The sequence below is a fragment of the Streptomyces sp. T12 genome (assembly GCF_028736035.1).
Taxonomy (GTDB): Bacteria; Actinomycetota; Actinomycetes; order Streptomycetales; family Streptomycetaceae; genus Streptomyces.
The window spans coordinates 9,451,196-9,475,835 of sequence record NZ_CP117866.1 but is presented as its reverse complement, the minus strand read 5'-3'; the positions used below and the strand labels follow the sequence as shown (position 1 = coordinate 9,475,835).

Here is a 24,640-nt window from a genome sequence, read left to right as displayed (position 1 = left end):
ATCAATTCCCCCGGCCGGCAGCGAACTTGCCGCTTACAGCGGCAGCCCGTCCACCGCCCGCCGCTCCAGCCGCACCGCCAGCTCCGCCGCCGATGCCTTGATCGTCTCCAGCCCGGCCTTCCCCCACGGCCGCGGCTCCACGTCGACGACGCCCACCGTGCCCAGCGCCATACCCATGGAGTCGATGAGCGGGGCGCCCAGATAGGAGCGGATACCGAACTCGTCGACGATCGGGTTCCCCGCGAACCGCGGATAGTCGCGGACGTCTTCCAGGACCAGCGCCTTGCGTCGGACGACCACATGGGGGCAGAACCCATGGTCGCGCCCCATATGGCGGCCCAGCTGCGGCTTGCTGTCATCGGCCTGCGCAAGGCTCACGGCGTGCCGCACATGCAGGCCGGCGAAGAACTGCCGGTTCTCGCCGATGAAGTTGACCATGGCGTACGGCGCCCCGGTGAGTGCGGCCAGATGGTCCGCGAAGACGTCGAGGGCCGGGTCCGCCTGCTCTCCCAGGCCCAGTCTCAGCAGTCGCTGTGCGCGGGCGGGGGCCTCCTTGTCCTCGGGGGTGAGCAGCAGGCGAGCGACCGGGCGGGGTGGGCCGTAGCTCATGGGCGGATTCCGTCGCTGTGGGCGTGGATCATATGCGGCTCCGTCCTGGTGTGCGGGTGTCACATGTGGGCGCCGTGGCTCGGCGCGTGTGCCGGCGTGTGGGCGATGAGGTGCCGGACGAGGGTCAGCAGGGTCTGGACACCGGAGCTGGAGATCCTGGCGTCGCAGCGGACGATGGGGATCTCCGGGTCGAGGTCGATGGCGGCGCGGACCTCCTCGGGGTCGTATCGGTAGGCGCCGTCGAACTCGTTGATCGCGACGATGAAGCCGAGACCGCGCTGCTCGAAGAAGTCGACGGCCGCGAAACAGTCCTCCAGGCGCCGGGTGTCGGCGAGGATGACCGCGCCGAGCGCGCCCTCCGAGAGTTCGTCCCACATGAACCAGAAGCGTTCCTGTCCGGGCGTGCCGAACAGATAGAGCACGTGTTCCGGGTCGAGCGTGATGCGGCCGAAGTCCATGGCGACCGTCGTCTCGACCTTGTTCTCGACACCCTCCAGACTGTCGGTCGCGGCGCTGACCGTAGTGAGCAGTTCCTCCGTGCTGAGTGGCGCGATCTCGCTCACCGCGCCCACGAAGGTCGTCTTGCCGACTCCGAACCCTCCCGCCACCAAGATCTTCAGCGCGGTGGGGAACGGGTCAGAGCTGTCGTCGTAGTCCATCGAGCACTGCCTCCAGAAGAGCCCGGTCTGTCGGGTTGTGGTGGAACTCGGGGGGCTTGGTGGTGAGCGCCCCGCCGTCGACGAGGTCCGACAGCAGCACCTTGGTGACCACCGCCGGCAGCTTCAGGTGGGCGGCGACCTCGGCGACCGAGACGGGGGCGCGGCACAGGTCCAGCGCCTGCTCGTGCTCAGGGCCGAGGTAGCCGAGGGGGGTCGCCCCGGTGGCCATCACCTGCGACATGAGGTCGAGCGCGATGGTGGGCCGGGTACGGCCGTTGCTGACCGTGAAAGGGCGCACCAGCCGTCCGGCCGCGTCGTCGAGCCAAGGCCCGTCGCCGGCCGCCGTCACGTTCAAGGCCTCATCGCCGGCGGTTCGACGGAGTGCTGCCGCGGGGCGGTGACCAGGTAGGGGCGGACGCTCTTGACCAGCATCGCCATCTCGTAGCCCAGCACCGCCGCGTCGGCCTCGCGGCCGGCCAGCACGGCGAGACAGGTGCCGGAGCCGGCCGTGGTCACGAAGAGCAGGCTCGAGTCGAGTTCGACGACGACCTGGCGCACGTCCCCGCCGTCGCCGAAACGGACCCCGGCGCTGCGGCCGAGGGAGTACAGGCCTGAGGCCAGGGCGGCCATGTGGTCGGCACTGTCCGGGTCGAGGCCGTGAACCGACTTCACGAGCCCGTCGCAGGAGAGGAGCACCGCACTGGTGGTGTGAGGTACGCGCTGCACGAGGCCGCTCATCAGCCAGTCGAGATCGGACACATGGGCGGTCGGCGCTTCGCTCGCCATGATGGATCGACTCCTTGAGGTACGAAGGTCTGCGGGAGCGCTGGGGGTGGGGGTGGTCTTCCAGGCGGACTTCGAGCTGGTCAGGGGCGTGGTCATCCGGCTGGTGCGCTCCCGTCATGCCGGGTGGTGTGGTCGGCGCCGGGCGCGGACCTGCGGTGTGTCTCGGTTGTGTGGGCCGGGTCCATGGGCGATACGTCCATGGGCGGCCGGGGGGCCATGGGGGTCACGTCTGTGTGGAGTGCATCCAGGGAGGTCGGCCGCAGGTGTGTGGGCTGCGGTCGACCCGTGTCGAGGCTCGTCGGCTCCAGACGGATCGACGCCGAACGCACGGACTCCAGGTGGATGGGCTCGGTCGGCGTGGGGTGCAGGCCTGTCGGCTGCGGGTCGGGCGACCTCGTGTCAGGGGTCGTGTGCGGTGAGCGCGTGTATGCGGATGCCGATGTGGTCGGCTGCGCGGTGGGCGTGTGTGCCGAGTCCGTGTAGCTCGCGTCCATGTGACCCGAGCCAACGTCCATGTGACCCGGGACCATGTGCAGCCCCGCCACCATGTGGCCAGACGTCGTGTGGCCCGACACCGTGCGGCCTGACGCCGTGTACGGGGCGTCCATGTGGCCTGCCCTCATATGCCGCTCATCCATGCGCCCTACATCCGTATGCAGCGCATCCATGTGCCCGCCGCCCTGCCCCGGTTCCCCGCGTCCGGATTCCCCGCGCCCCAACTCCACGGACCCGTCGGACATGTGCCCGCCACCCATGTGCCCGCCGCCCATGTGCTCGGCATCCATATGTCCGGCATCCATATGTCCGGCCCCCACGTGCCCGGCGTCCATCCGGCCGGTCTCCATGTGCCCGGCATCTACGTGCCCGACCTCCACATGCCCGGTCTCCACGTGCGCCGCATCCATATGCGCCGCCTCCATCTGCTGCTGCGTCTCCGCAAGCCCGACCCCCCGTTGGAAGGCCGCCATCAACCCAGGGTCGTGCCCGGCGAGGTGGTCGGATTCCTGGCGCGGGGTGGGGGCTTCACGGAGTTGGGGGGCGATGTGTTCCTGGGCCCGGCGACGGGGCAGTTGGGGCTTGCCCATGGTGCCGCGGACGGTGCTGTTGCGCGGAGTCGGCGGTGTGACGGTGTTCTCCTCGAGGCGCCGACGTTCGTCGGGCCGCAGGCCGGGCACGGCCTCCGCCGGGTTGGCACGCCCCTCGGCGGCGCCGCGCACGGGCAACGGTGCCGGTCCGCCGCCGCTCGTCCTGGGGGCCGCACCCCTTCCACGGGCCTGCGGCTCCTGCCGACCCGGCGTTCCCGGCGCCGCCTCTGTGGCACCCCGCAGCCCGCCCTGCTGCCCAGCCCGCTGCCCGCCCTCCGACGCGGCCGATGCCGCCGACGCAGCCGAGGCGGGCTGCCGCTGCTGCTGGGGCGGCACGGGCACCGACGCCTGCTGCGGACGGGGCTGCGCCGGGTAGTGCGGCGGTACGGACGTTCCCACCGCCCCTTGCGTCTGGGCCGACGGAGGCGCCTGCTCCTGCGCCCGCGTCACACCTCCACGCGCCCCCGGTTCCGTCCCCAACAATCCCTGCGGCACCACGAGAACGGCCTGGACACCGCCGTAGATATTGGTCTGCAGGCGCACATGGATGCCGTGCCGCTTGGCGAGCTGCGACACGACGAACAGCCCGATACGCCCGTCCGCCAGCAGGCTGGCGACGTTGACCTGGTCGGGGTCGGCGAGCAGGGCGTTCATACGGTTCTGCTCGCCGACGGGCATGCCGAGGCCGCGGTCCTCGACCTCGACGGCGAGCCCGGAGGTCACGAGGTTGGCCCGGAGCAGCACTTGGGTGTGCGGGGCGGAGAACACCGTGGCGTTCTCGACGAGTTCGGCCAGCAGGTGGATGACGTCGGCGACGGCGTGCCCGCGCAGGGTGCCGTCGATCGGAGGTACGAGCTTGACCCTGGAGTACTGCTCGACCTCGGCGATGGCCGAGCGCAGCACCTCGGTCATGGAGACCGGGTTGCTCCACTGCCGACGGGAGACGGCGCCGCCGAGCACGGCGAGGTTCTCGGCGTGGCGGCGGATGCGGGTGGCGAGGTGGTCGACGTGGAAGAGGCCCTTGAGCAGGTCGGGGTCCTCGATCTCGTTCTCCAGCTCGTCGAGGATCGAGATCTCCCGGTGCACGAGCGACTGAAGCCGCCGGGCGAGGTTGACGAAGACCTCGAGCTTCTGTTCGCTGCCCGCCTGGCTGGAGAGCTGGGAGGCCTGGACGACGGCGGTGACGGCCCCGTCGTGGGCGCGGGCCAGGTCGGCGGCGAGCAGTTCGAAGTCGTCGGCGTCCTCGGGCGGACCGCTGCGCGTCTTGCGATTCGGCGGCCCGTCGCCGCGCCGCAGTGCGTCGACAAGGGCCCGCAGATCGGCCTCGCCGCGCGCGCTGCTGCGCCGCAGGGCGCCGATGCGCTCGCTCACGGATCTGGCGGTGCGGTTGGCGGCCACCGCGGCGATCAGGATGCCCGCGACGGTCACCGAGACCGCGCCGGCCAGAACGCCCCACAGGGTGAGGCTCGGCCGCGCTCCGGTGGTGCGCACGACGAACAGCACGGCCGCGCAGGCGCTGAGCGCCACCGCGATGGGCGGCAGCACGGCCAGACGCAGCAGTTGGGGCCGTATGTGGGTCTCGGGCAGCGCGGGTGCGGTGCGGGCAGCCGGGCGCCCGTGCCGCCCGCCCTCACGGCGGTCTGCGCGTGCGGCCGGGGCGCGGAGTTGAGACATCGGGGTCCTCGTACTGGTCCGTCGGTCGGGGCCTTGGAGTGCGCGCTGGTCTGCGCGGCCCGGGGCATGCGCCATCGCGATGTCGGTCGACGGAGCCGATGCGTTCGGCTCCGTGTCGCCCGACGGACACTGACAGTAGTCGCCTCTGCATCATGTGCGGTGGGCAGTTGACAAAGTCCGGCAGGCAGCGTCCCGCTCTGGTATGAGGTCTCGTACGACAGACCGATAACCCGCTCCACCGTTCGCCCACGAGGAGCAACCGAGCGATCAGACCTGGTCAGAAGTGGTCACGAAGAAAAGTCGAGGGGCGAGGCACTTCATACGCCCCACCCCTCACAGCCGCGCCGTTCTCTCGCCCCTGACGGCCCCGGCCGGGACGATTCAGCACCCCGCGCGCCCGGCCCTCCGACCCCCAGAACGTCACCCGCCGTATCGGCGCACATGGCCCCGCGGGCGCCCAGACGCACCCCCACGCGCCCGGCGCGAACCGCCCCACAGGGGCGCGCCGAGCCGACGACCGCGCGCACTGCCGTGCTTTCCGCCAGGACGGAAATCAGGCGCCGACGGAAACCCGTCGCCCCGCCCTGACAGGAGTGGGCATCACCCCCGCGCGGAACCGCCCACCCACGCCTCTCCACGGAGGCGTGCCTCTGCCACGGCCGCGCGTCTCTTCCCGGGCACACGTCTCTTCCCGTACGCATGCCCCTTCCCGTACGCGTGCCTCTTCCCTCACACACACGCCCCTTCGCGCACACGTCCCTTCGCGCCCGCGCCCGGGCACACCGCCCCAGTCCGGCCGAACGTCCCACGGCCACCGCGCCAGGACGAGTCAGCCCACGCGCGAGGCCCAGACCGTGCCCTAGGCGACCACCACAGTGTCCGGCTCCGGCGCGACCGGCGGCCACGCCGGCCAGCCCTCGGCGGGCGCCTCGGCCGCCTCACGCCACCACGGCGTCACCGGCGGCACCGAGGCCGGTTCGAAGGGCTCGCCGCAGAGCGGAGCCGCCATGGTGACCCCGGCCTTGTGCGTGGCCCGCATCGTCCACTCCCCCGGCTCCGCCCAGGGATGCGTCGCCAGGTTGAAGGTGCCCCAGTGGATCGGCAGCATGACGCCCACGGACGGATCGCCGCCCTGAAGGTCGAGGTGGGCCCGGACGCCCTCGTCCGGCGTCATGTGGATGTCGGGCCAGAAGTCCGAGTAGGCGCCGAGCTGGATCATCGTGGAGTCGAACGGGCCGTGGTCGGCGCCGATGTCCTTGAAGCCGTCGAAGTAGCCGGTGTCACCGCTGTGGTAGATCCGGTGTTCGTCCGAGGCGACGACCCAGGACGCCCAGAGTGTGTGCTGCGTGTTGCGCAGTCCGCGACCGCAGAAGTGGCGGGCCGGGGTGGCGGTCAGGGTGAGTCCGCCGACCTTCGTCGCCTCGTGCCAGTCCAGCTCGCGCAGCCGGTCGGCGGAGACACCCCAGTGTTCGAGGTGGGCGCCCACGCCGAGCGGTACGGCGAAGAGCGTGTCCGTGCCGGCCAGTGCCTTGATCGTGGGCAGGTCGAGGTGGTCGTAGTGGTCGTGCGAGATGACGACGACGTCGACCGGCCCGAGCGCGGCGAGCGGCAGCGGCACCGGATGCAGCCGCTTGGGCCCGGCGAAGGGGAAGGGGGAGCAGCGCTCGCCCCACACGGGGTCGAAGAGCACCCGGTGGCCGTCGATCTCCGCGAGGACGCTCGAGTGTCCCATCCAGGTCAGGCGGAGCCCGCCGACGGGAGGCTTCGCGAGGTCGGCGTAGGTGGTGGGGTGAACCGGCACGGTGCCCTTCGGGGCACGGCGGGGCCGGGTGTCCTTGTCGAAGAAGACCTTCGCGAACTCCGTCATCGAGCCCGAGGGTCTGGTCCGGGCGGCACCTCCGGGGTTCTGGAAGACCCCGTCCCGGAAGTGCGGCGAATTACGGATGCGCGCCATGCGCTCACCGCTCGGGTCCACGCCGAAGGCCTCGGGCCGCAGGGCGCTGAGCCCGGAGCTCGGGAAACGAAAACCGGCCACGGTACCTCCAGGTGGAGTCGGTGCGAAAGTCCATTATGGGCAGCCCCTCCGACAACCCCGTACGCCCCCTGATCCATTCCGTACGTTGACATGTCCTCGCCCCACTTCGATACTGACCCATCGTTCAGTAACCGTGCGCGGCACGCGTCCCTCGCCCCCTCCGGAGACCCCATGACCACCCCCCTGCTGTCGCTCACCTGGACCGACCACGTCACCGGCCGCCAGGGCTTCCTGGTCGTCGACCGGCTGGTGCGCGGCGTGTCCAGCGGCGGGCTGCGGATGCGGCCGGGCTGCACGCTGGACGAGGTCACCGGGCTCGCCCGCGGCATGAGCATGAAGGAAGCCCTGCACTACGACCCCGAGGCGCGGTACGTCCCCCTGGGCGGCGCCAAGGGCGGCATCGACTGCGATCCCCGCGATCCGGAGGCGTACGGGCTCCTGGTGCGCTACCTGCGGACCATGCGGCCGTACATCGAGAGCTTCTGGACCACGGGCGAGGACCTCGGTCTCACCCAGGACGTGGTCGACCGGGCGGCCGCCGAGGTGGGGCTCGTCTCGTCCGTCCAGGCCGTGTATCCGCTGCTCGACGACGAGGCAGGCGCCCGTCGGCGGCTCGCGGACGCGTTCGCGGTCGCGGTGGACGGCATCGGGCTCGACGAGCTGGTCGGCGGCTGCGGGGTCGCCGAGTCGGTGCTCACGGCGCTGGACCGGGCCGGTGTGCCGTACTGGAGGACGCGCGTCGCCGTACAGGGGCTCGGAACCATGGGCGGGGCCACGGCGCGCTTCCTCACGCGCGCGGGGCTCACGGTCGTGGCCGTCGCCGACATCAAGGGCACGATCGCCAACCCGGCGGGCCTCGACATCGAGACCCTGCTCGCGGCACGGGACGCGTACGGCACGGTCGACCGCGCCGCGCTGCGCCCCGGCGACCGTGAACTGCCGGGCGACGCCTGGCTGTCGGTCGAGGCGGAGGTGCTGGTGCCGGCGGCCGTCTCGTACGCGATCGATGCCGCGAACCAAGGGCGGATCACCGCCCGCTGGATCGCCGAGGCGGCCAACATGCCCGTACGGCCCGAGGCGGAGGAACTGCTGGCCGCGCGGGGCATCACCGTGCTGCCGGACATCGTGGTCAACTCGGCCACGAACGCCTGGTGGTGGTGGACGCTGTTCGGCGACATCGGCCCGGACGCGGACGAGGCGTTCGCCCGCACGCAACGCTCGCTGCGCGCCCTGACCGACCACATCCTGGCCCGCGCGGAGGCCTACGGGACGACACCCCGGGCCGCCGCGTACGCCATCGCGGCCGATCGGCTGCCGGTGATCGCGGAGCGCTTCGGCCTGCACCGGTGACGGCGGGGGGAAAGGCCCCTCGACCGCGGCTGCGCGAACGGCTCGTGGCGAGGCTTTAGGGTGACCGAGTGGCAAGAGTGCGGTTGAGCGTGGCCGAGCGGCGTGAGGAGTTGCTGCGGGCCGCCGTCGAGCAGATAGAGGCGCGGGGCGTGTCGGCGGTCAGGATCGCCGACGTGGCCTCGGTGCTCGGGGTGAGCAACGCGCTGGTGCTCTATCACTTCGCCACGAAGGAGAAGCTGGTCGCGGCCGCGTTCGCCCACGCGGCGGAGAGCGACCTGGCCCGTCTGCGCAGGCTGCTGGGCCGCCGTACAACGGCGCTGCGACGGCTGCGGGCGGCGGTGCGCTGGTACGCGCCGACCGGCCAGGCCAAGGGCTGGCGGCTGTGGATCGAGGGCTGGGCGGCGGCGCTGCGCGAGCCCGCGTTGCAGGAGGTCACACGGGACCTGGACCGGCAGTGGAAGGCGGCCATCGCCGAGGTCATCGCGCAGGGCGTGGCCGCGGACGAGTTCCGCTGCCCGGACCCCACCGGCACGGCACTGCGTCTGACGGCCCTCCTGGACGGACTCGCCGTGCAGCTGACGTCGTACCGCGGCGCGGTGTCACGCGCGCGTGCCCAGGAGTGGGTGGACGAGGCGCTCGCCCGTGAACTGGGGCTGGAGCGGGAGGCGTTGACGGCGTCGGTGCGGTGAGGTCGTCGATCGCCGAGCGGTCGGTGCACCACGGCCACGACAGCCGTGTGGGCCGTGCCCCCGAACAGGGCCCGGCCCACACCGCCCAGGCGCCGCCTCAAGCCACCGATTCGATCCGCATCTTGATGTCGTCCGGGGACAGCGCGCCCTTGGCCGTCACATGGTCCCCCGACGACTCACCGCGCAGGCGCCGTCCGATCCACGGCACCAGGTACTCCCGCGCCCAGTGGACGTCGTCCCTGCGGATCTCGAGAGTGCCGCGGGGCGGGAGCGGCGGCCAGGGCTGATCCGGGTCGGCCGGCACCTCCAGGCCGAGGACCTGGCCCGCGCGCAGCGCCACGCGTGTGTGCCCCTCGGGAGACAGGTGGAGCCGGTCGCCGTCCCAGGCCCTGCGGTCCTGAACGGTCTTCAGGGACCACAGGTCGAGCACCGGACAGCCGTACCGGTCGGCGATGGCCCGCACATGACCGTTGTAGGTGGCGATCTTGCCGCGCAGATGCTTCAGCACGGGCACGCCACGGGTGTCGAAGCCGGTCGTCACCATGACGGTGCCGACGGCGGAGGTGAGCCGGATGATCGCCCGCTCGAAGCGCTCGGCCACCTCGTCGGGGTCGGTTCCGGGTCGGATGATGTCGTTGCCGCCCGCGCAGAACGAGACCAGGTCCGGGGCCAGTTCGACGGCCTTCGGAAGCTGGTCCTCGACGATCTGGTCGAGCAGTTTGCCGCGTACGGCGAGGTTCGTGTAGTTGAAGGCGCCCTCGGGCCGCCGGTCCGCGAGCAGTACCGCGAACCGGTCGGCCCAGCCGACGAACGCCCCGTCGGGACCGGGGTCGCCGACGCCCTCGGTGAAGCTGTCCCCCACCGCAACGTACGACCCGATCACTGATCTGCTGTCACTCTTCGAATCGTCTGCCACATCGGCACATGATTCACCTTCGAATGTGACCTACGCGACCGTAAGGAGGGGTTGACGGTCGGTGAGATAAGCCACTTGTAAAGTGTTGGCCAAACCTGGAATAAGCCTCTGATCAGGGGCGTTGTGGGCTCAACCGCCACACCCGGAAGTCGCTGATCCGGAAGTGGCTCCAGGTGGTCCGGAAGGCGAAGTGGCCACCGGTATAGGGCTCCTGGTCGGTGTAGTCGAAGACGAGCCGCCCGTTGTTCCACCACCGCACGGTCGAGCCGTCGGAGACGATCCGGACGCGGTTGGGCTCGTTCGCCACGAGCAGCGGCTCCGTGTAGTCGTAGATCAGTGGGCGGACCCCGGCCTGGCCGACGTACCGGCGCAGCCTCGTCGTGGTGTTGGTGTTGGCGCCGTAGCCGACGTAGTACGTCTTGAGGTAGTCGTACTCCGCCAGTGCCCCGCCGCGCGAGGTGGCGAAGATGTCGCCAGGGGAGCGGACGTCGGTCGCGTTCCAGAAGTTGTTCAGGTCGGAGACGCGGTCGTTGACACCGCCTGCCGATATGGGCGTGGCCGTGTACTCGATGACATACGGCCCTTCCAGCCGCTTCTTGAACCAGACCGTCGCTCCGGCGGGTACGTCGACCTCCAGGACCCCGCGGGAGGCGGTGACGGTGCCGCCCTTCTCGAGTTCCACCGCCCATTGCCCCAGGCCGTGACGGAAGTCGTCGTGGGCGATGAGGCGACGGTGGCGGGGCGTGGCGCTCGCCGTCCCCGCCGGAGCGAGGGCTGCGAGGGCGGCGCCGGCGGCCAGGGCTCCGAAGGCTCTACGCGTGGTCGTCATGGGAGACGTCCCCTTCCGGGAGAGTGATCGTGGGCTTCGGCACGCGACGGGTCTCGGTGCCGAGGTAGTAGTCCGTGTACGTCGACTGCAGGTAGCCCCGCACGGTCCAGCCGAGGCGGTACTCGGGGTTCTGGGCGAGGGTGTAGAGGCGCGTCCTCGTGGGCTCGATGGTGGTGCAGAGGCGCAGTGCGGTGTGGTCGGCGGTCTCGGCGAGGATCTCCTCGCGCCAGTCGCCGAGGATGTCGCCGTAGAACGGGGTCGCGTTGCGGGGACCCGACACGACACCCGAGGGCTCGAAGATCTTCGCGCTGGTCCGGGTCGCCGGGTCCCACTTCTCGACGTGCGTGTGGTCGAGGAGCTCTGACGCCTTGTCACCGTCCCACCAGATACGGAAGTTGATGCTGGGCGTGGTCGTGGAGACCTTGCCGTCCTGGACGTTGTAGACGCCCGCGCCCGGTGCGGTGACGTCGGCGGTGGAGGTCCAGTACTCGTAGCCGGGGTGGTTCGGGTCGATGTCGCCGGTGCTGCCGCGGCCGACGTCGATGTCGGTGTCGTTCTCCCAGTCGGCGGGGTGCCGGCCGGTCACCAGGCGCTCGCCCGTGTCGGCGTCGTAGTAGTACCAGGGGAACTTCGGTACGACTCCCAGCTCCGCCTGCTGGATCGCGAAGCCCTCCAGGCCGGGGCGGTCGGGGTCGAGGTCTGCGATGTGGAAGCGGTCCCCGTGTCCGGCGCCGTCGACGACGTACCGGAGGGTGCCGTCGCTGTTGACGACGTAGTTGCCGTCGGCGATCTCGTCCGTGCCGTCCTGGTCGACGTCGACCGTGCGGATCTGGTGGAAGCTGGTCGCGCCGCTGTCGGCAGGCACGACGTACTTCCAACGGCGGGTCAGGTCGGTGCCGTTGAAGTCCCAGGTCTGGAAGAGGATGCGGAAGGCTCCGCGCCGGGCGCCGACGCGCGTGACCAGCTTCGTGACGAGGCTGGGGTGTGCGCCGTCGAGGTAGGCGATGCCGAAGTGGCCGCCGGACGGGCCGTCGGTCGCGAAGTCGTCGGGTACGGGCTGCCGGGTGAGCTCGGTGCCGGTCGCGCCGTCGATCACGGAGACGAACTGGTTCGCGGGCGAGGCGACGGTGACCTTCGAACCGTCGGCGAAGGTGGTGCCGTCGGCGGTGTGCACCAGCACCTCGGCCCTGCCGTCGCCGTCGAGGTCGTACACCGTGACGTTGTCGTCGTTGCGGTAGCCGCCGATCGCCGACGAACCGCTGATCGCGGCGGGCGCGGGGTCGTTGGCGCCGTTGCCGCCGACCTGCGTGTACGAGCCGGGGCCGAGGTCCACGCGCCAGAGCCGCTCGTCGGTGAGGGTGTACGCCTCCAGCAGATCGGGCTTGTCGCGGGTCTGCGAGAGGCGGCTGACGACGAGTTCGTAGCGTCCGTCGCCGTCGAGGTCGCCGGGCCAGGCGTGCTGCACGGTGTAGCCGTCGGCGGCGGCGAGCGGGATCTCGGCGTAGCCCTGCGCGAGGTCGAGAGCGGCCGGGCTCGGCCGCTGCTCACGTCCGCTCACGATCGCGCGCACGGTGTACGTGCCCGTGCCGGGGGTGTTGTCCTGGTATGTCGTCGACTTGGTCACCGGGGCGCGGTTCAGTCGCCGCCCGTTCTTGTACACGTTGAAGGCGAGGGCGTCGCCGTACCGCGCGTACTCGGTGCCGAGGAGCCGCCAGCTGAGGAAGGTTCCTCCGCCGGAGGGGACGGCGACCAGGCCGCGGTCCAGGTTCTCCACGATCCGGTGCGGTTTCTCCGCGGAGTGGCCGGCGGGCGCGGAGAACAGGCCGGCCAGCAGGGTCGCGGCGGCGACGGCACCGATTCTTCGGCGTCGGTCGAGGCCCACTAGAGCTCCTTTGCGAGCAGGGCGATCAGTCGGTCGGCCACCCTGCGATGGCCTTGGGCGCTGGGGTGGACGGTGCCGTTGAAGTCACCGTCCGCCGGGGAGAGCCAGTCGGTCGTGTCGACGAACTCGGTGCGCGGGTCGGCGAGTTCACCGACCACGGCGGCGATGTCGTCGGCGTGTGCGCCGTTGAACGGGCGCAGCGCGAGGATGCGGGCGTGCGGCGCGGCGGCCCGCAGCTGGTCGAGGTAGGCACGATAGGCCGCCCGGAATGCGTCCGAGCCGTACGTCGCGTCGTTGGTGCCCTGGTTCACCACGATCACGTCGGCCCGGCGGTCGGAATCGGCCCGGGAGCCCACGTGGTTCCAGCCGTACGCGTCCGCCGCGGCCGGCACTCCCCCGTTGCCGGTCTGGATCACACCCTGGCGACCGAAGCCGACCTGAGTGAGCGAGGCGCGCAGGGCGTCGGCGACGAGTGTGGGGTAGGCCGCTGTCCCGTCGGCGCAGTCGGAGGTGTTCACCTCGCACAGAGCCATGACGCCCTGCGTGATGGAGTCGCCGTAGAAGACCAACTTCCGGGCGCTGCGAGCAGGTTGATGCAGCAGGTGTCCGCCGTCGCCGAGGCGCAGTCCGGTCAGGACGACACCCGTCTCAAGCGGCGGAGTCCAGCGGTTGGCCCGGGAGAAGACGTCCTTGACGGAGATCTCGACCGAGTGGGGTCCCCGACCCTCCGCCGTGATCTCCAGATCGCTCCGGTCGACCGCGCGCAGCCGCTTCGGCCTGCCGTCGACCGACACATAGACCTGCGCGGGCACGGTGATCGAGGCGACGTCGAAGAGAGCGTGGATACTGCTGCCGGTGAAGCGGAACCTCAGCCGGGAGCCCGAGTTGACGGTGGTGGCCGCCTCGGCGGTCCGGCCCCAGTGCCCCTCGTAGGCCAGACGCCTGTCGTCAGGCCGTACGACGTTCGGGTCACCGGACGCCAAAGCGGGCTGCTGGGCACCGAGGAGCAACCCCACGGCCACCGCGGCGGCCAGGGACGTACGTCTGTCGACGCCGGACACGGGAACCTCCATGAGCCGCAGAAAGCGCTTGCACCCTAACGGAGATCACTGTGTCCTCACCCTCCCCGCACTGTCGACACCTTGGACACCTCTACCACAAGACCGCAATGGAACGATCATGAACGAGCAAGGCCGGACACACCGAAGGCCGGACCCGGGGATCGAGGTCCGGCCTTCGGTTGCGTGTCAGGCAGGTGGTTGCGAGGAAGGCGGTCGTCAGCCGACCGGGATGCCCTTCGAGCGGAGGTAGGCGACCGGGTCCACGTCCGAGCCGTAGTCCGGCGTGGTGCGGACCTCGAAGTGGAGGTGCGGGCCGGTCACGTTGCCGGTCGCGCCGGAGAGGCCGAGCTGCTGGCCCGCGGTCACGGCCTGGCCGGCCGAGACGGAGAGCGACGACAGGTGGGCGTACTGGGCGTAGTAGCCGTCGGCGAGCTGGACGACGACCTGGTTGCCGTAGGCGCCGCCCCAGCCCGCGGAGACGACCGTGCCCGCGCCCACGGCCTTCAGCGCGGTACCGGTCGGGGTCACGAAGTCCACGCCGGTGTGGTAGCCGCTGGACCACATGCTGCCCGCCACCTTGTAGGCGGTGCTGACGGCGGCACCGGCGACGGGGGCGGAGAAGCCACTGGCGGTGCTGGTGGTCTCGGCGCTCCGGGCGGCCGTGGTCGTCTTCTTCGCGGCGGAGGACTTCTCAGCGGACGAGTCCTTGGAGGGCGCCGAAGAGGAGGAAGAAGAGGAAGGCGACGAGGACTTGGGGGCGCTCGCCGCAGCCTTCTTGCCGATCGTGAGCTTCAGGCCGGGGTGGATCAGCGACGGGTCCTCGCCGACGGCCTCGCGGTTGTCGGCGTAGAGCTTCTTCCAGCCACCGCTGACGTTCTGCTCGTCGGCGATCTTCGAGAGGTAGTCGCCGACCCTCACCGAATAGGTCCGCACACCCGTCTTCTTCTCGGCGGCCTTCTTCTGGACCGCCTTCTTCTCGGCGGACGGAAGAGACTGAACGGCCTTTTCCGAAACGGACTGAGAGGGAGCGGCGTGGGCACCCGTGGCCCCGATGAGCGGGAGGGCGAGAGCGGCGCCACCGGTTCCGGCGACGGCGATGGAGCGGGTGAAGCGCTGGGACTTCGGACGGCGGTGCTTACCCTTCGCGGGCATGGCGAATTCCTCTCCGGCGCCTGCGAGGTGAGCTGTCGGGTGCGGGCTGGAGATGCCCGGTCACGTCGGGACGCGACTTGACCCCAAGCCGTTCCGGAGACCGGAACAGGCGGTTGTACCTGTGGGTCCCCCGCTCCTGCCGTACACGGGTGAGTTTGCGCGGGATCCGGTCGGCGGCAGGATTAGGCGTCCGTCCGGATTGGTGGCGAACGTAAGCGAGGAAGACGCAAGGGAACAAGTGAGAGGTTCCGTCCGAATGCGTTCCTGTTGATCCCTTGTGGGAATTACCGGTCACCCTCCGTGGATTATCGGGGCGCCGCCCGACTCAAAACCCCTTGAAAGCCACGTGTATTACGTGAACATGACGGGCGACGCACGGTCACGAATATGACGCTCCTCACGTGGCACCGCTCCAGCTTCCTTTGCTCCAGAGCGAGTTGGAATGAAGGCGCCAATTCGGACAGAACTCCTAGATGCGACGCAGTCGGATAACCGTCGCATCAAGGTCGCCACGCAAGCCGGTGCGCAGTCCATGATGCGCCAATACGGCACCTCTGTGAATTTCGCCCGTTTCAAGGCATTCGTACGATGCTGTCGGGTCGAGAGCGCGCAGCCGCAGCGCTGGGACGGCCTCGCCGTAACTCTGGGCCTGGAGCCAGGCGAGGACGACCGTCTCGTCCCCCAGCACGTACTGCACCGCGCTCAGCCCGCCCCGCGGCGGCCGCAGCCGATAGAGGTCGCCACGCTGCACCACGGGCCGGATCTCCTTGTAGAGCGTCACCCACTTCCCGGCCTCGGCGAGCTCGTCCTCGCTCCACCGGGTGAGATCGCCGCCGACGCCGAGCACTCCCGCCATGGCGCTCACGAACCGGAAGCGCAGCGAGCTGGCACGGTGGTTGAGCATGGCGTTCGGGCTGTCGGTGACCCAGGCGGCCATGACCCTGGCCGGGTGGATCTGACTGAAGCCGTGCTGGATGGCGAGCCGGTCGAGGGGGTCGGTGTTGTCCGAGGTCCACACCTGGTCCGTGCGGCTCAGCACGCCGAGGTCGATCCGCCCGCCACCGCCCGAGCAGGACTCGAAGGCGACGCCCGGGTGAGCGGCACGCAGCCGGTCCAGCAGGCGGTACAGGGCGCGCACGTGGTCGACCCACAGGCGCTGCGGGTACGGCTCACCGGGCCAGCCGGCGTCGGTGAAGCAACGGTTGAAGTCCCACTTCACATAGTCGATGGGGGCGCTGGAGAGGAGCCCGTCGAGCTGCTCCCAGAGGTACTCCTGGACGTCGTCGCGTGCGAGGTTCAGTACGAGCTGATTGCGGAATTCCGTCCGCTTTCGTCCCGTTTGATGCTGCACCCAGTCCGGGTGGGCGCGATACAGCTCGCTGTCCGGATTGACCATTTCCGGTTCGACCCAGATGCCGAACTGCATCCCGAGCGCGTGCACGTACTCGGCGAGCGGCTTGAGGCCCGACGGGAAGCGGTCGGGGTTGGGCGCCCAGTCGCCGAGCCCGGCGCGGTCGCTGGTGCGCGTCCCGAACCAGCCGTCGTCGACCACGAACAGCTCGACGCCGATGGCCGCGGCCCGCCGCGCGAGCACACTCTGCTGCTCCTCGGAGATGTCGAACTCCGTCGCCTCCCAGGAATTGAACAGCACCGGCCGGTCCCGGTCGGCGTCCGGGATCACATACGCGCGCTGATACGCGTGCCAGGCCCGGCTCGCCCCGCCGAAGCCACCGTCGCTCCACAACCCGGCGAAGACGGGCGTCACGAAGGACTCCCCCGCCGCCAGCCGCAGCAAGCCCGAGTCGTCGTGACCGGCCCCGCCGGTGATCTGCACGCGCGCGTCCGGGAGTTGGGCCACGGCGATGCGCCAGGACCCGGACCAGCCGAGGGCGCAGCCGTAGACCTCGCCACGCTCCTCGGTGGCGTCCGTGTCGAGCGCGACCCACGGCAGGTGCTGGTGGCCGGTGTGCCCGCGCCGGCTGCCGATGACCTTCTCACCGTAGGTGAGCGGGGACCGCGCCAGCCGGGACTCGGCGCCCCAGCGGCCGTGCAACTGGGACAGCCGCCAGTCCTCCCGGTCGGGCAGCGTCCAGGTGGCCGAGTCGGCGCGCAGCAGTTCCAGGGCGGACCCGTGGTTGTCCAGGGTCATCCAGCGCTCCACGACGTCCCCGCGCATCCGGTAGTGCAGGGTGACGTCCAGTCCGCCGTCACCAAAGCGCAACCGCAGCTCGTCGCCCTCGGCCTCGTAGTGCTCGAAGCCCCACTCGGTGCCGCGCCGCTCCTCGGCGCGCACGGACAGGGCGGGCCGTACGAAGCGGGGGCCACCCTCGACGGGGTACTCCTCGCGTCCGTCGAGCGGGGACTCGAAGGGCCAGTACTCCGGCAGCGGGCGTACGGCGAGGGCCTCGGCGTCGGCGAGGGCGATCCGTGGCCCCCAGTGCAGGTGCAGGAGTTCGTCGCCGTCGGTCAGATGGATGGCGTAACTGCTGGTCGGCCCGGTCAGGAGCCACGTACGGCCGTTGTCGGAGATCTCCAGCATCAAGCCCTCACAGATGCGAACAGGTGCGATCAAGTACCAACATCATCAGGGGCCGCGCCTCTCCGGGGCAACGCCTGTGGACAACTCATTGGCCCAGGAACCCATGTCGTATCGTCGGGAAGGCACCCCGTCGGCCGCACCGCCGAGCCGCGCCGTCGGGGCCGACTGGGAGGAGCCCCCGTGACGCAGCAGATCCCGTCGACCGAGCCCGAACTGGCCGGAGTTCGCAACTTCCGCGATGTGGGCGGACTGCCGACCGTGGACGGACGGCGGGTGCGGCACGGAGTGCTGTTCCGCAGCGGCCACCTCGCGCACGCTACCGAGGAGGACGCCGCGTTCCTGGACTCCCTGGGCCTGCACACGATCTTCGACTTCCGCAACGCGGCCGACCAGAAGCTCGAAGGGCCGGACGTCGAGCTTGCGGGCGTGCGCAACCTGAACCTGCCGCTGTCCGATCCGGCGGACGGCGCCGAGTTCTGGAAGATGGTCCGCGACGGCAACCTCGACCAGCTCCGGGAGATCCTTTCGGACGGCAAGGCCGCGGGCCGGATGATCACCTCCTACCGCACGATCATCAAGGAGCGCACCGCCGAGCACTCCCAGGTGCTGCACACGCTCGCGGACGACAGCGTCCCCGCCCTCATGCACTGCGCGGCCGGCAAGGACCGCGCCGGCCTGTCCATCGCCGTGACACTGCTCGCCCTCGGCGTCGAGCGTGAGGCGATCCTCACCGACTACCTGGAGTCCAACGCCAAGCACCGCCGCTACAAGGTGCACCGCAGCAGCAGCTCCGCCTCGGCCTACTCCCCCGAGGTCATGGAGCTGCTCAGCCCGCTCTTCGACGCGCGCGCCGAGTATCTGACGGCTGCCTTCGAGACGATCGAGGAGACATGGGGCGGCGTCGACACCTACCTGGAGCAGGCCCTGGGGGTCACCCCGGAGATCCGGGAGCGCCTGCGCGAGCGGCTCCTCGACTGACCTCGGACGCCGTCACGCGCCCGTGCCTACTACGCGCCCACCTCGAACAGCAGGTAGATGAAGGCCGCGAAGACGTGCCCCACCGCGATGTAGATGATGAGCCGCACCCACAGGGCACGCGGGAACTTCTCCTCCAGGTCGCTCACGGCGTCTCTCCAGGGGTGGGGCCCAGGCACAGCGTGGCCGTGGGACTCTGCAGCAGGGTGTGGACGAAGAGAAGCTCGACCCCGCCCTGGTCCTGGGCGGCGATGCGGTGCGGGGTCAGCGAGTCGAAGTGCGCGCTGTCGCCGGGCGCGAGCCGGTGCGTGGTGTCCCCGAGGCGCAGCCGCAGCCGCCCGTCGAGCACGTAGAGCCACTCCTCGCCCGGGTGCACACGCACGATGTCGCCCTGCGCGCCGTACGGCACGTGGACGCGCAGGGCCTGCATCCCGCGCCCGGGCGCCCCTGCCTGCCAGTACGTCCAGCCGCCCGCCGCGGTCGGCTCCATGTCGGCGGCGCGGACGACGGCGTCCCGGTCGGCGACCGTCTCGCCGAGCAGCCCGGAGACGGTCGTACCGTAGATACGCGCGAGCGCGAGCAGCATCGGCAGCGAGGGCTGACGCTGCCCGGTCTCCAGGCGGGAGAGGTGGGCGGGCGACAGCCCGGCGGCGCGGGCCGCGGACTCCAGGGTCAGGGAGGCGCGGCGGCGCAGCGCACGGAGCTGGGGCGCGACGACGGGGAGGGCCTCCAGCCCCGTCGAATCGGCCTCCGGCTCGATCTCGGGAGAGCTCATGCTCCCCATTCAGCCGGAGGCTTGCCTCACCGGCAAATTTCTTGCCTCAGAGACAAAAGCCGCGCCGCCCGCCGACCCCGGCCCACGGGGACTACCGGTTGGCCACCGCCTGCTTGACCAACGTCTTGCCGAAGTCCCACATCAGCCCGCCCCCACTGTGCGCGTCGTCCATCACATCCGTGAAGGCGTCGACGAACCGGTCCACCTCCCGCTCGCCGATGATCAGCGGCGGAATCAGCTTGATCACCTCCAGGTGGTCGCCGGAGACCTGGGTGAGGATCCGGTGCCGCCGCAGCAGCGGTACGACGACCATCTGCGCGAACAGACCCTTGCGCGCGGCCTGCAGCATGGTCCAACGGCTGCGCAGCTTCAGCGAGTGGGGCCTGCCGAACTCGATGCCGATCATCAGGCCCCGGCCACGGACGTCGGCGAGCAGCTCGTACTTGTCGATCAGCGCCGCGAGCCGGGACTTCAGCAGTTCCCCGGTCGTGCGCGCGCCCGCGACGATCTGCTCGTTCTCCATGACGGACAGCACGGCGAGCCCGGCCGCCATGGCCTGCGCGTTGGACCCGAAGCTCGCCGAGTGGACCAGCACACGGTCCATGGACGAGTAGACCTTCTTGAAGATCCAGTCCTTGCCGAGGGTGGCACCCACCGGCACATAGCCGCCGGAGAGCGCCTTGGCCACGCACACCAGGTCCGGCTCAACACCGTCCTCGTGCTGGTAGGCGTAGAAGTCACCGGTACGGCCGAGGCCCGTCTGCACTTCGTCGGCGATGAGCAGCGCCTTGTGCCGGTGCAGCAGCTCCTGGGCGGCCCGCAGCCAGCCGGGCGGCGCCTCGTGCACGCCCTTGCCCTGGATCGGCTCGACGATCAGGGCGGCGACATCGCCCTTCTTCAACTCCCCTGCCAGGGCGTCGAGATCGCCGAGCGGTACGGCCGTGTCCGGCAGCAGCGGGGCGAAGCCGTCCCGGAAGCCGGACTCGCCGTTGACGGACAGGGAGCCGGTGGTCAGCCCGTGAAAGGCGTGGTCGCAGTACAGGATCCGGGGCTTGCCGGTGACGAACCGCGCGAACTTCAGCGCGGTCTCCACCGCCTCCGTCCCGCTGTTGCCGAAGAACACCCGGTCCAGGTGCGGGCTGTGTGCGAGCAGCTTCTCGGCCAGCAGTCCGGGCAGCGGCTGGCAGTCGAAACGGGTGAGGTCGGCGAGCCGGGCGTCCAGGACGTCGTGCAGCGCCTTGCGGACGACGGGGTGGTGGCGCCCCAGGCCCATCACCCCGAACCCGGCGAGCATGTCCAGGTAGTCGTCACCGTCCGCGTCCCAGAAGTACGCGCCCTCGGCCCGCTCGTAGACCTTGTCGAAGCCGATGGTGTGCAGCATGCGCGGGAGCTGGTGGTTGAGGTACCTGGTGTGCAGCTCGTAGCGCTCGGCTCCGCGCTCGGACAGGAGTCTGCCGAGGTCGAACTCCGTGGTCATTCAGCGTTCTCCTTGACTGACACGGCCAGGCTGTCCTCGGCCTCCTTGAGGGCCAGGCTCGCGCTGATCCGTCCGGCGATCTCGACGGGCGTGAGCCCGATGTCGGCGAGCACCTCGCCCCGCTTGGCGTGCGCCAGGAACTGCTCCGGGATGCCGAACCGCCGTACGGGCACGTCGACTTCGGCGTCGCCCAGCGCCAGCGCCACGGCGGCGCCGACCCCGGCCGAGCGGCTGTTGTCCTCGACGACGGCCACCAACCGGTGCTGCGCGGCCAGGGGCGCGAGCGCGGGGTCGACCGGCTTGACCCAACGCGGATCGACGACGGTGCAGTTGATGCCGCGGGCCTGAAGCAGCTCGGCCGCCTGGAGGCACACCGGAGCCATCACTCCGACGGCGACCAGCAGGACATCCGGCTCGCCCGCGTCCCGGTGCAGCACGTCCAGGCCGCCCACCCGGTCGACCGCCGGGACCGACGGCCCGACCGACTCCTTCGGGAACCGCACGAGCGTCGGCGCGTCATCGACGGCCACGGCCTCCCGCAGCTGTGCCCGCAGCTGGTCGGCGTCGCGCGGCGCGGCGATCCTGAGGCCGGGCACGACCTGGAGGATCGACATGTCCCACATGCCGTTGTGGGAGGCTCCGTCCACGCCGGTGACGCCGGCCCGGTCCAGCACGAACGTCACCCCGCAGCGGTGCAGCGCGACGTCCATCAGGAGCTGGTCGAAGGCGCGGTTCAAGAACGTCGCGTACACGGCGACGACCGGGTGCAGTCCTCCTGTCGCGAGCCCCGCCGCCGACACGGCCGCGTGCTGCTCGGCGATCCCGACGTCCCACACCCGGTCCGGGAACCGCTCCGCGAACTTGCCGAGTCCGACGGGGTGCAGCATGGCCGCCGTGATCGCCACGACGTCCTCCCGCTCCTCCCCGATCCGCACGATCTCCTCGCCGAACACCGAGGTCCAGGAAGGCCCGTTGGACGGCGCGAGCGGCTCGCAAGTCAGCGGGTCCATCACGCCGACGGTGTGGAAGTGGTCCTCCTCGTGGGCGAGGGCGGGTTCATAGCCGCGCCCCTTCTCCGTGAGGCAGTGGACGAGCACGGGCCCGTGGAAGCGCTTGGCCCGCCGCAGCGCCGACTCGACGGCCCCGATGTCATGTCCGTCGATCGGGCCGACGTACTTCAGCCCCAGGTCCTCGAACATGCCCTGCGGGGCGAAGGCGTCCTTGAAGCCCTTCTTCGCGCCGTGCAGGGACTCGTAGATCGTGTTGCCCACGAGCGGGGTCCGCAGCAGTACGTCCTTGCCCCAGGCCAGGACCTTCTCGTAGCTGTCGGTCGTGCGCAGGGTGGCCAGGTGGTTGGCGAGTCCCCCGATGGTCGGCGCGTACGACCGCTCATTGTCGTTGACGACGATGATCAGCGGCCGGTCCTTGGCGGCCGCGATGTTGTTCAGCGCCTCCCAGGCCATGCCGCCGGTGAGCGCCCCGTCGCCGATCACCGCGACGACGTGCCCCTTCTCCCCCTGCACCTGACGGGCCTTGGCGAGCCCGTCGGCCCAGCCGAGCGCGGTGGAGGCGTGGCTGTTCTCGACGATGTCGTGCTCGGACTCCTCGCGCGAGGGGTACCCGGACAGACCGCCCTTGCCGCGCAGCTTGGAGAAGTCCTGACGCCCCGTCAAAATCTTGTGTACGTAGCTCTGGTGACCGGTGTCCCAGACGATGCGGTCGACCGGCGACTCGAAGACCCGGTGGAGCGCGATGGAGAGTTCCACCACCCCCAGGTTGGGCCCGAGATGTCCGCCGGTCCTGGCGACCGCGTGCACCAGGAACTCCCTGATCTCGTCGGACAGTTCACCGAGTTCCGCCTCGGACAGCGCCTTCAGGTCACGTGGTCCCCGGATGCTCTCCAGAATCGTCACGCTCGGGCCCCCTCTCGGTCCGTGCCTTGGTTCAGCTCACAGTCACTTCTGGTTTCCCCGTGACGGTGGGGGCGCCCGATGCGGCCCCGTCCTGCTCCATCTGCTCGGCGATCTTCATCGCCTCTTCGATCAGGGTCTCCACGATCCTCGACTCGGGGACGGTCTTGACGACCTCGCCCTTCACGAAGATCTGCCCCTTGCCGTTGCCGGAGGCGACCCCCAGATCCGCCTCACGCGCCTCGCCAGGGCCGTTGACCACACACCCCATGACCGCGACGCGCAACGGCACTTCCATGCCCTCCAGGCCCGCCGTGACCTCGTCGGCCAGCTTGTAGACGTCGACCTGCGCACGTCCGCACGACGGGCAGGAGACGATCTCCAGGCGCCGCTGCTTGAGGTTCAGCGACTGAAGGATCTGGATGCCGACCTTGACCTCCTCGGCGGGCGGGGCGCTCAGGGACACCCGGATGGTGTCGCCGATGCCCCGCGACAGCAGCGCGCCGAAGGCGACGGCCGACTTGATCGTGCCCTGGAAGGCGGGGCCGGCCTCGGTCACCCCGAGGTGCAGCGGGTAGTCGCACTGGGCCGCGAGCTGCTGGTAGGCCTCGATCATCACGACCGGGTCGTTGTGCTTCACCGAGATCTTGATGTCCCGGAAGTCGTGCTCCTCGAAGAGCGAGGCCTCCCACAGCGCCGACTCCACCAGCGCCTCCGGCGTCGCCTTGCCGTACTTCTGCAGCAGCCGCCGGTCGAGCGACCCTGCGTTGACGCCGATGCGGATCGGCGTGCCGTGGTCCTTGGCGGCCCGCGCGATCTCCTTGACCTTGTCGTCGAACTGCTTGATGTTGCCGGGATTGACACGTACGGCCGCACAGCCGGCCTCGATCGCGGCGAACACGTACTTGGGCTGGAAGTGGATGTCCGCGATCACCGGGATCTGGGACTTGCGGGCGATCGTCGCGAGCGCGTCCGCGTCGTCCTGCGTCGGACAGGCCACCCGCACGATCTGGCAGCCCGACGCCGTCAGCTCGGCGATCTGCTGCAAGGTGGCGCCGATGTCGGACGTACGGGTCGTCGTCATCGACTGCACCGACACAGGGGCACCGCCCCCGACCGCCACCGGGCCGACCTGGATCTGCCGCGACACACGCCGCTCGGCGATCGGCCGGAGGGGTACCTCGGGAACGCCCAAGGAGATGGCGGTCATGCGATCACTCCCGGTTCCCGGAGACCGTCTCGCGCATGGCGCGCAGCGACTCCTTGAGCGATCCCATGGTGGCGAGGACGGCGGTGGGCTCGTAGCCGCAGTGCGCCATGCAGTTGGCGCAGCGCGGGTCCTTGCCGCGGCCGTACTTGTCCCAGTCGGTGTCCTCGATGAGCTCGCGGTACGTGGGGACGTACCCGTCGCTCATCAGGTAGCAGGGGCGCTGCCAGCCGAACAGCGAGTAGTTCGGGATCGCCCACGCGGTGCACGGGAAGTCGACCTTGCCCTCCAGGAAGTCCAGGAAGAGCGGGGAGTGGTTGAGCCGCCACTTGCGCCGGTTGCCGCCCGCGAAGGCCTTCTTGAACAGTTCGCGGGTCTGCTCGACGCCCAGGAAGTGCTCCTGGTCCGGGGCCTTCTCGTAGGCGTAGGCGGGCGAGATCATCATCTCGTCGACCTTCAGGTCGTCGTTGAGGTAGTTGAGCACCTCGATGATCGTCTGCGGGGTGTCGGTGTTGAAGAAGGTCGAGTTGGTGGTGACCCGGAAGCCGCGCCGCTTGGCCTCCTTGATCGCCTCCACGGCCTCGTCGAACACACCCTCCTTCGCCACGGACTCGTCGTGCCGCTCGCGCAGGCCGTCGATGTGCACCGCGAAGGCGAAGTACGGCGAGGGCGTGAACGTGTCCATCTTCTTGCGCAGCAGCATGGCGTTGGTGCACAGGAACACGTACTTCCGCTTGGCCACCAGCTGCCGCACGATCTCGTCGATCTGCGGGTGCATCAGGGGCTCACCGCCGGCGATGGACACCATCGGCGCTCCGGATTCGAGTACCGCTCCCACCGCCTGCGCGACCGGCATGCGCTGCTTGAGCACTCCGGCCGGGTGCTGGATCTTGCCGCAGCCCTCGCACTTGAGGTTGCAGGCGAAGAGCGGCTCCAGCTCGACGATCAGCGGAAACTTGTCCCGCCTGCGGAGCTTTTGTTCGGCCAAGTATGTAGCGACCTTGATGGACTGACGCAGCGGCATGGCCAT

Annotated in this window: 20 protein-coding genes, 1 pseudogene and 1 riboswitch; of the genes and pseudogenes, 3 read left to right on the top strand and 18 right to left on the bottom strand. The window is 70.2% G+C overall.

Going from position 1 to position 24,640, the window contains the following annotated elements:
- Positions 1-33 precede the first annotated feature (33 nt).
- The 6 genes and pseudogenes from PBV52_RS42470 to PBV52_RS42445 all read right to left on the bottom strand — a co-directional run bounded on the left by PBV52_RS42470 (position 34) and on the right by PBV52_RS42445 (position 6,848).
- Positions 34-609: a GAF domain-containing protein gene (locus PBV52_RS42470; RefSeq protein ID WP_274246409.1), complete on the bottom strand. Its 576-nt coding sequence runs from the start codon at positions 607-609 to the stop codon at positions 34-36.
- Positions 610-668: 59 nt separating this feature from the next.
- On the bottom strand, positions 669-1,268 hold the full coding sequence (locus PBV52_RS42465) for an ATP/GTP-binding protein (protein ID WP_274246407.1): 600 nt from the start codon (positions 1,266-1,268) through the stop codon (positions 669-671).
- A complete protein-coding gene (locus PBV52_RS42460) occupies positions 1,246-1,617 on the bottom strand; it encodes a DUF742 domain-containing protein (RefSeq protein WP_274246405.1) in 372 nt (123 codons plus the stop codon). Before PBV52_RS42460 ends, PBV52_RS42465 begins: the two co-directional genes overlap by 23 nt.
- A 2-nt stretch (positions 1,618-1,619) precedes the next feature.
- Positions 1,620-2,054 (bottom strand): roadblock/LC7 domain-containing protein, encoded by a 435-nt coding sequence (locus tag PBV52_RS42455; RefSeq protein ID WP_274246404.1) that lies wholly within the window; start codon positions 2,052-2,054, stop codon positions 1,620-1,622.
- Positions 2,055-2,977: 923 nt separating this feature from the next.
- A pseudogene (locus PBV52_RS42450) lies at positions 2,978-4,813 on the bottom strand (ATP-binding protein); the annotation flags it as partial.
- A gap of 859 nt (positions 4,814-5,672) precedes the next feature.
- Positions 5,673-6,848, bottom strand: a complete 1,176-nt coding sequence (locus PBV52_RS42445) for an MBL fold metallo-hydrolase (protein ID WP_274246402.1) — start codon at positions 6,846-6,848, stop codon at positions 5,673-5,675.
- Positions 6,849-7,019: 171 nt separating this feature from the next.
- Here PBV52_RS42445 and PBV52_RS42440 point away from each other — a divergent pair, with 171 nt between their 5' ends.
- Together PBV52_RS42440 and PBV52_RS42435 are read left to right on the top strand one after the other, a co-directional pair.
- Positions 7,020-8,198: a Glu/Leu/Phe/Val dehydrogenase dimerization domain-containing protein gene (locus PBV52_RS42440; RefSeq protein ID WP_274246400.1), complete on the top strand. Its 1,179-nt coding sequence runs from the start codon at positions 7,020-7,022 to the stop codon at positions 8,196-8,198.
- Between the two features lie 68 nt (positions 8,199-8,266).
- Positions 8,267-8,887, top strand: coding sequence for a TetR/AcrR family transcriptional regulator (locus tag PBV52_RS42435; protein WP_274246399.1), 621 nt, complete (start codon positions 8,267-8,269; stop codon positions 8,885-8,887).
- 97 nt (positions 8,888-8,984) lie between these two features.
- Here PBV52_RS42435 and PBV52_RS42430 read toward each other — a convergent pair whose 3' ends face one another.
- The 6 genes from PBV52_RS42430 to PBV52_RS42405 all read right to left on the bottom strand — a co-directional run bounded on the left by PBV52_RS42430 (position 8,985) and on the right by PBV52_RS42405 (position 17,266).
- Complete coding sequence (locus PBV52_RS42430) at positions 8,985-9,770, bottom strand: SGNH/GDSL hydrolase family protein (protein ID WP_274249920.1); 786 nt, start codon at positions 9,768-9,770, stop codon at positions 8,985-8,987.
- A gap of 145 nt (positions 9,771-9,915) precedes the next feature.
- Entirely contained in the window at positions 9,916-10,632 is a 717-nt protein-coding gene (locus PBV52_RS42425) for a DUF6250 domain-containing protein (protein WP_274246397.1), read from the bottom strand.
- Positions 10,616-12,514: a hypothetical protein gene (locus PBV52_RS42420; protein WP_274246395.1), complete on the bottom strand. Its 1,899-nt coding sequence runs from the start codon at positions 12,512-12,514 to the stop codon at positions 10,616-10,618. Before PBV52_RS42420 ends, PBV52_RS42425 begins: the two co-directional genes overlap by 17 nt.
- Positions 12,514-13,575 (bottom strand): GDSL-type esterase/lipase family protein, encoded by a 1,062-nt coding sequence (locus PBV52_RS42415; protein ID WP_274246393.1) that lies wholly within the window; start codon positions 13,573-13,575, stop codon positions 12,514-12,516. Before PBV52_RS42415 ends, PBV52_RS42420 begins: the two co-directional genes overlap by 1 nt.
- 216 nt (positions 13,576-13,791) lie before the next feature.
- Positions 13,792-14,727 carry a LysM peptidoglycan-binding domain-containing M23 family metallopeptidase gene (locus PBV52_RS42410; protein ID WP_274246391.1) on the bottom strand — a complete coding sequence of 312 codons (936 nt, stop codon included), beginning with the start codon at positions 14,725-14,727 and terminating at the stop codon, positions 13,792-13,794.
- A gap of 4 nt (positions 14,728-14,731) precedes the next feature.
- Positions 14,732-14,889: riboswitch (cyclic di-AMP (ydaO/yuaA leader) on the bottom strand.
- A gap of 307 nt (positions 14,890-15,196) precedes the next feature.
- Positions 15,197-17,266 carry an alpha-galactosidase gene (locus PBV52_RS42405; protein ID WP_274246390.1) on the bottom strand — a complete coding sequence of 690 codons (2,070 nt, stop codon included), beginning with the start codon at positions 17,264-17,266 and terminating at the stop codon, positions 15,197-15,199.
- 180 nt (positions 17,267-17,446) lie between these two features.
- Here PBV52_RS42405 and PBV52_RS42400 point away from each other — a divergent pair, with 180 nt between their 5' ends.
- Positions 17,447-18,244 (top strand): tyrosine-protein phosphatase, encoded by a 798-nt coding sequence (locus tag PBV52_RS42400; RefSeq protein ID WP_274246388.1) that lies wholly within the window; start codon positions 17,447-17,449, stop codon positions 18,242-18,244.
- A gap of 29 nt (positions 18,245-18,273) precedes the next feature.
- On the opposite strand, the gene PBV52_RS42395 is transcribed toward PBV52_RS42400, so the two are convergent.
- From PBV52_RS42395 to hpnH, 6 genes are all read right to left on the bottom strand, one after another.
- Positions 18,274-18,390, bottom strand: a complete 117-nt coding sequence (locus PBV52_RS42395) for a DUF6126 family protein (RefSeq protein ID WP_274246387.1) — start codon at positions 18,388-18,390, stop codon at positions 18,274-18,276.
- Positions 18,387-19,016, bottom strand: a complete 630-nt coding sequence (locus PBV52_RS42390; RefSeq protein ID WP_274246386.1) for a helix-turn-helix domain-containing protein — start codon at positions 19,014-19,016, stop codon at positions 18,387-18,389. The genes PBV52_RS42395 and PBV52_RS42390 overlap by 4 nt, the downstream gene beginning before the upstream one ends.
- A 91-nt stretch (positions 19,017-19,107) precedes the next feature.
- Positions 19,108-20,493 carry an aspartate aminotransferase family protein gene (locus tag PBV52_RS42385; protein ID WP_274246383.1) on the bottom strand — a complete coding sequence of 462 codons (1,386 nt, stop codon included), beginning with the start codon at positions 20,491-20,493 and terminating at the stop codon, positions 19,108-19,110.
- Complete coding sequence (gene dxs / locus PBV52_RS42380) at positions 20,490-22,406, bottom strand: 1-deoxy-D-xylulose-5-phosphate synthase (RefSeq protein WP_274246382.1); 1,917 nt, start codon at positions 22,404-22,406, stop codon at positions 20,490-20,492. Before dxs ends, PBV52_RS42385 begins: the two co-directional genes overlap by 4 nt.
- Before the next feature lie 31 nt (positions 22,407-22,437).
- A complete protein-coding gene (gene ispG, locus PBV52_RS42375; protein WP_274246380.1) occupies positions 22,438-23,613 on the bottom strand; it encodes a flavodoxin-dependent (E)-4-hydroxy-3-methylbut-2-enyl-diphosphate synthase in 1,176 nt (391 codons plus the stop codon).
- Between the two features lie 4 nt (positions 23,614-23,617).
- A complete protein-coding gene (gene hpnH, locus PBV52_RS42370; protein WP_274246379.1) occupies positions 23,618-24,640 on the bottom strand; it encodes an adenosyl-hopene transferase HpnH in 1,023 nt (340 codons plus the stop codon).

What these genes read in the sequence shown, in the direction of transcription:
- PBV52_RS42470 (WP_274246409.1), bottom strand. Translation starts at nt 609, where the DNA reads ATGAGCTACGGCCCACCCCGCCCGGTCGCTCGCCTGCTGCTCACCCCC.
- PBV52_RS42425 (WP_274246397.1), bottom strand. Translation starts at nt 10,632, where the DNA reads ATGACGACCACGCGTAGAGCCTTCGGAGCCCTGGCCGCCGGCGCCGCC.
- PBV52_RS42440 (WP_274246400.1), top strand. Translation starts at nt 7,020, where the DNA reads ATGACCACCCCCCTGCTGTCGCTCACCTGGACCGACCACGTCACCGGC.
- hpnH (WP_274246379.1), bottom strand. Translation starts at nt 24,640, where the DNA reads ATGGCCATGCCGCTGCGTCAGTCCATCAAGGTCGCTACATACTTGGCC.
- PBV52_RS42385 (WP_274246383.1), bottom strand. Translation starts at nt 20,493, where the DNA reads ATGACCACGGAGTTCGACCTCGGCAGACTCCTGTCCGAGCGCGGAGCC.
- PBV52_RS42405 (WP_274246390.1), bottom strand. Translation starts at nt 17,266, where the DNA reads ATGCTGGAGATCTCCGACAACGGCCGTACGTGGCTCCTGACCGGGCCG.
- PBV52_RS42465 (WP_274246407.1), bottom strand. Translation starts at nt 1,268, where the DNA reads ATGGACTACGACGACAGCTCTGACCCGTTCCCCACCGCGCTGAAGATC.
- PBV52_RS42410 (WP_274246391.1), bottom strand. Translation starts at nt 14,727, where the DNA reads ATGCCCGCGAAGGGTAAGCACCGCCGTCCGAAGTCCCAGCGCTTCACC.
- ispG (WP_274246380.1), bottom strand. Translation starts at nt 23,613, where the DNA reads ATGACCGCCATCTCCTTGGGCGTTCCCGAGGTACCCCTCCGGCCGATC.
- PBV52_RS42455 (WP_274246404.1), bottom strand. Translation starts at nt 2,054, where the DNA reads ATGGCGAGCGAAGCGCCGACCGCCCATGTGTCCGATCTCGACTGGCTG.
- PBV52_RS42390 (WP_274246386.1), bottom strand. Translation starts at nt 19,016, where the DNA reads ATGAGCTCTCCCGAGATCGAGCCGGAGGCCGATTCGACGGGGCTGGAG.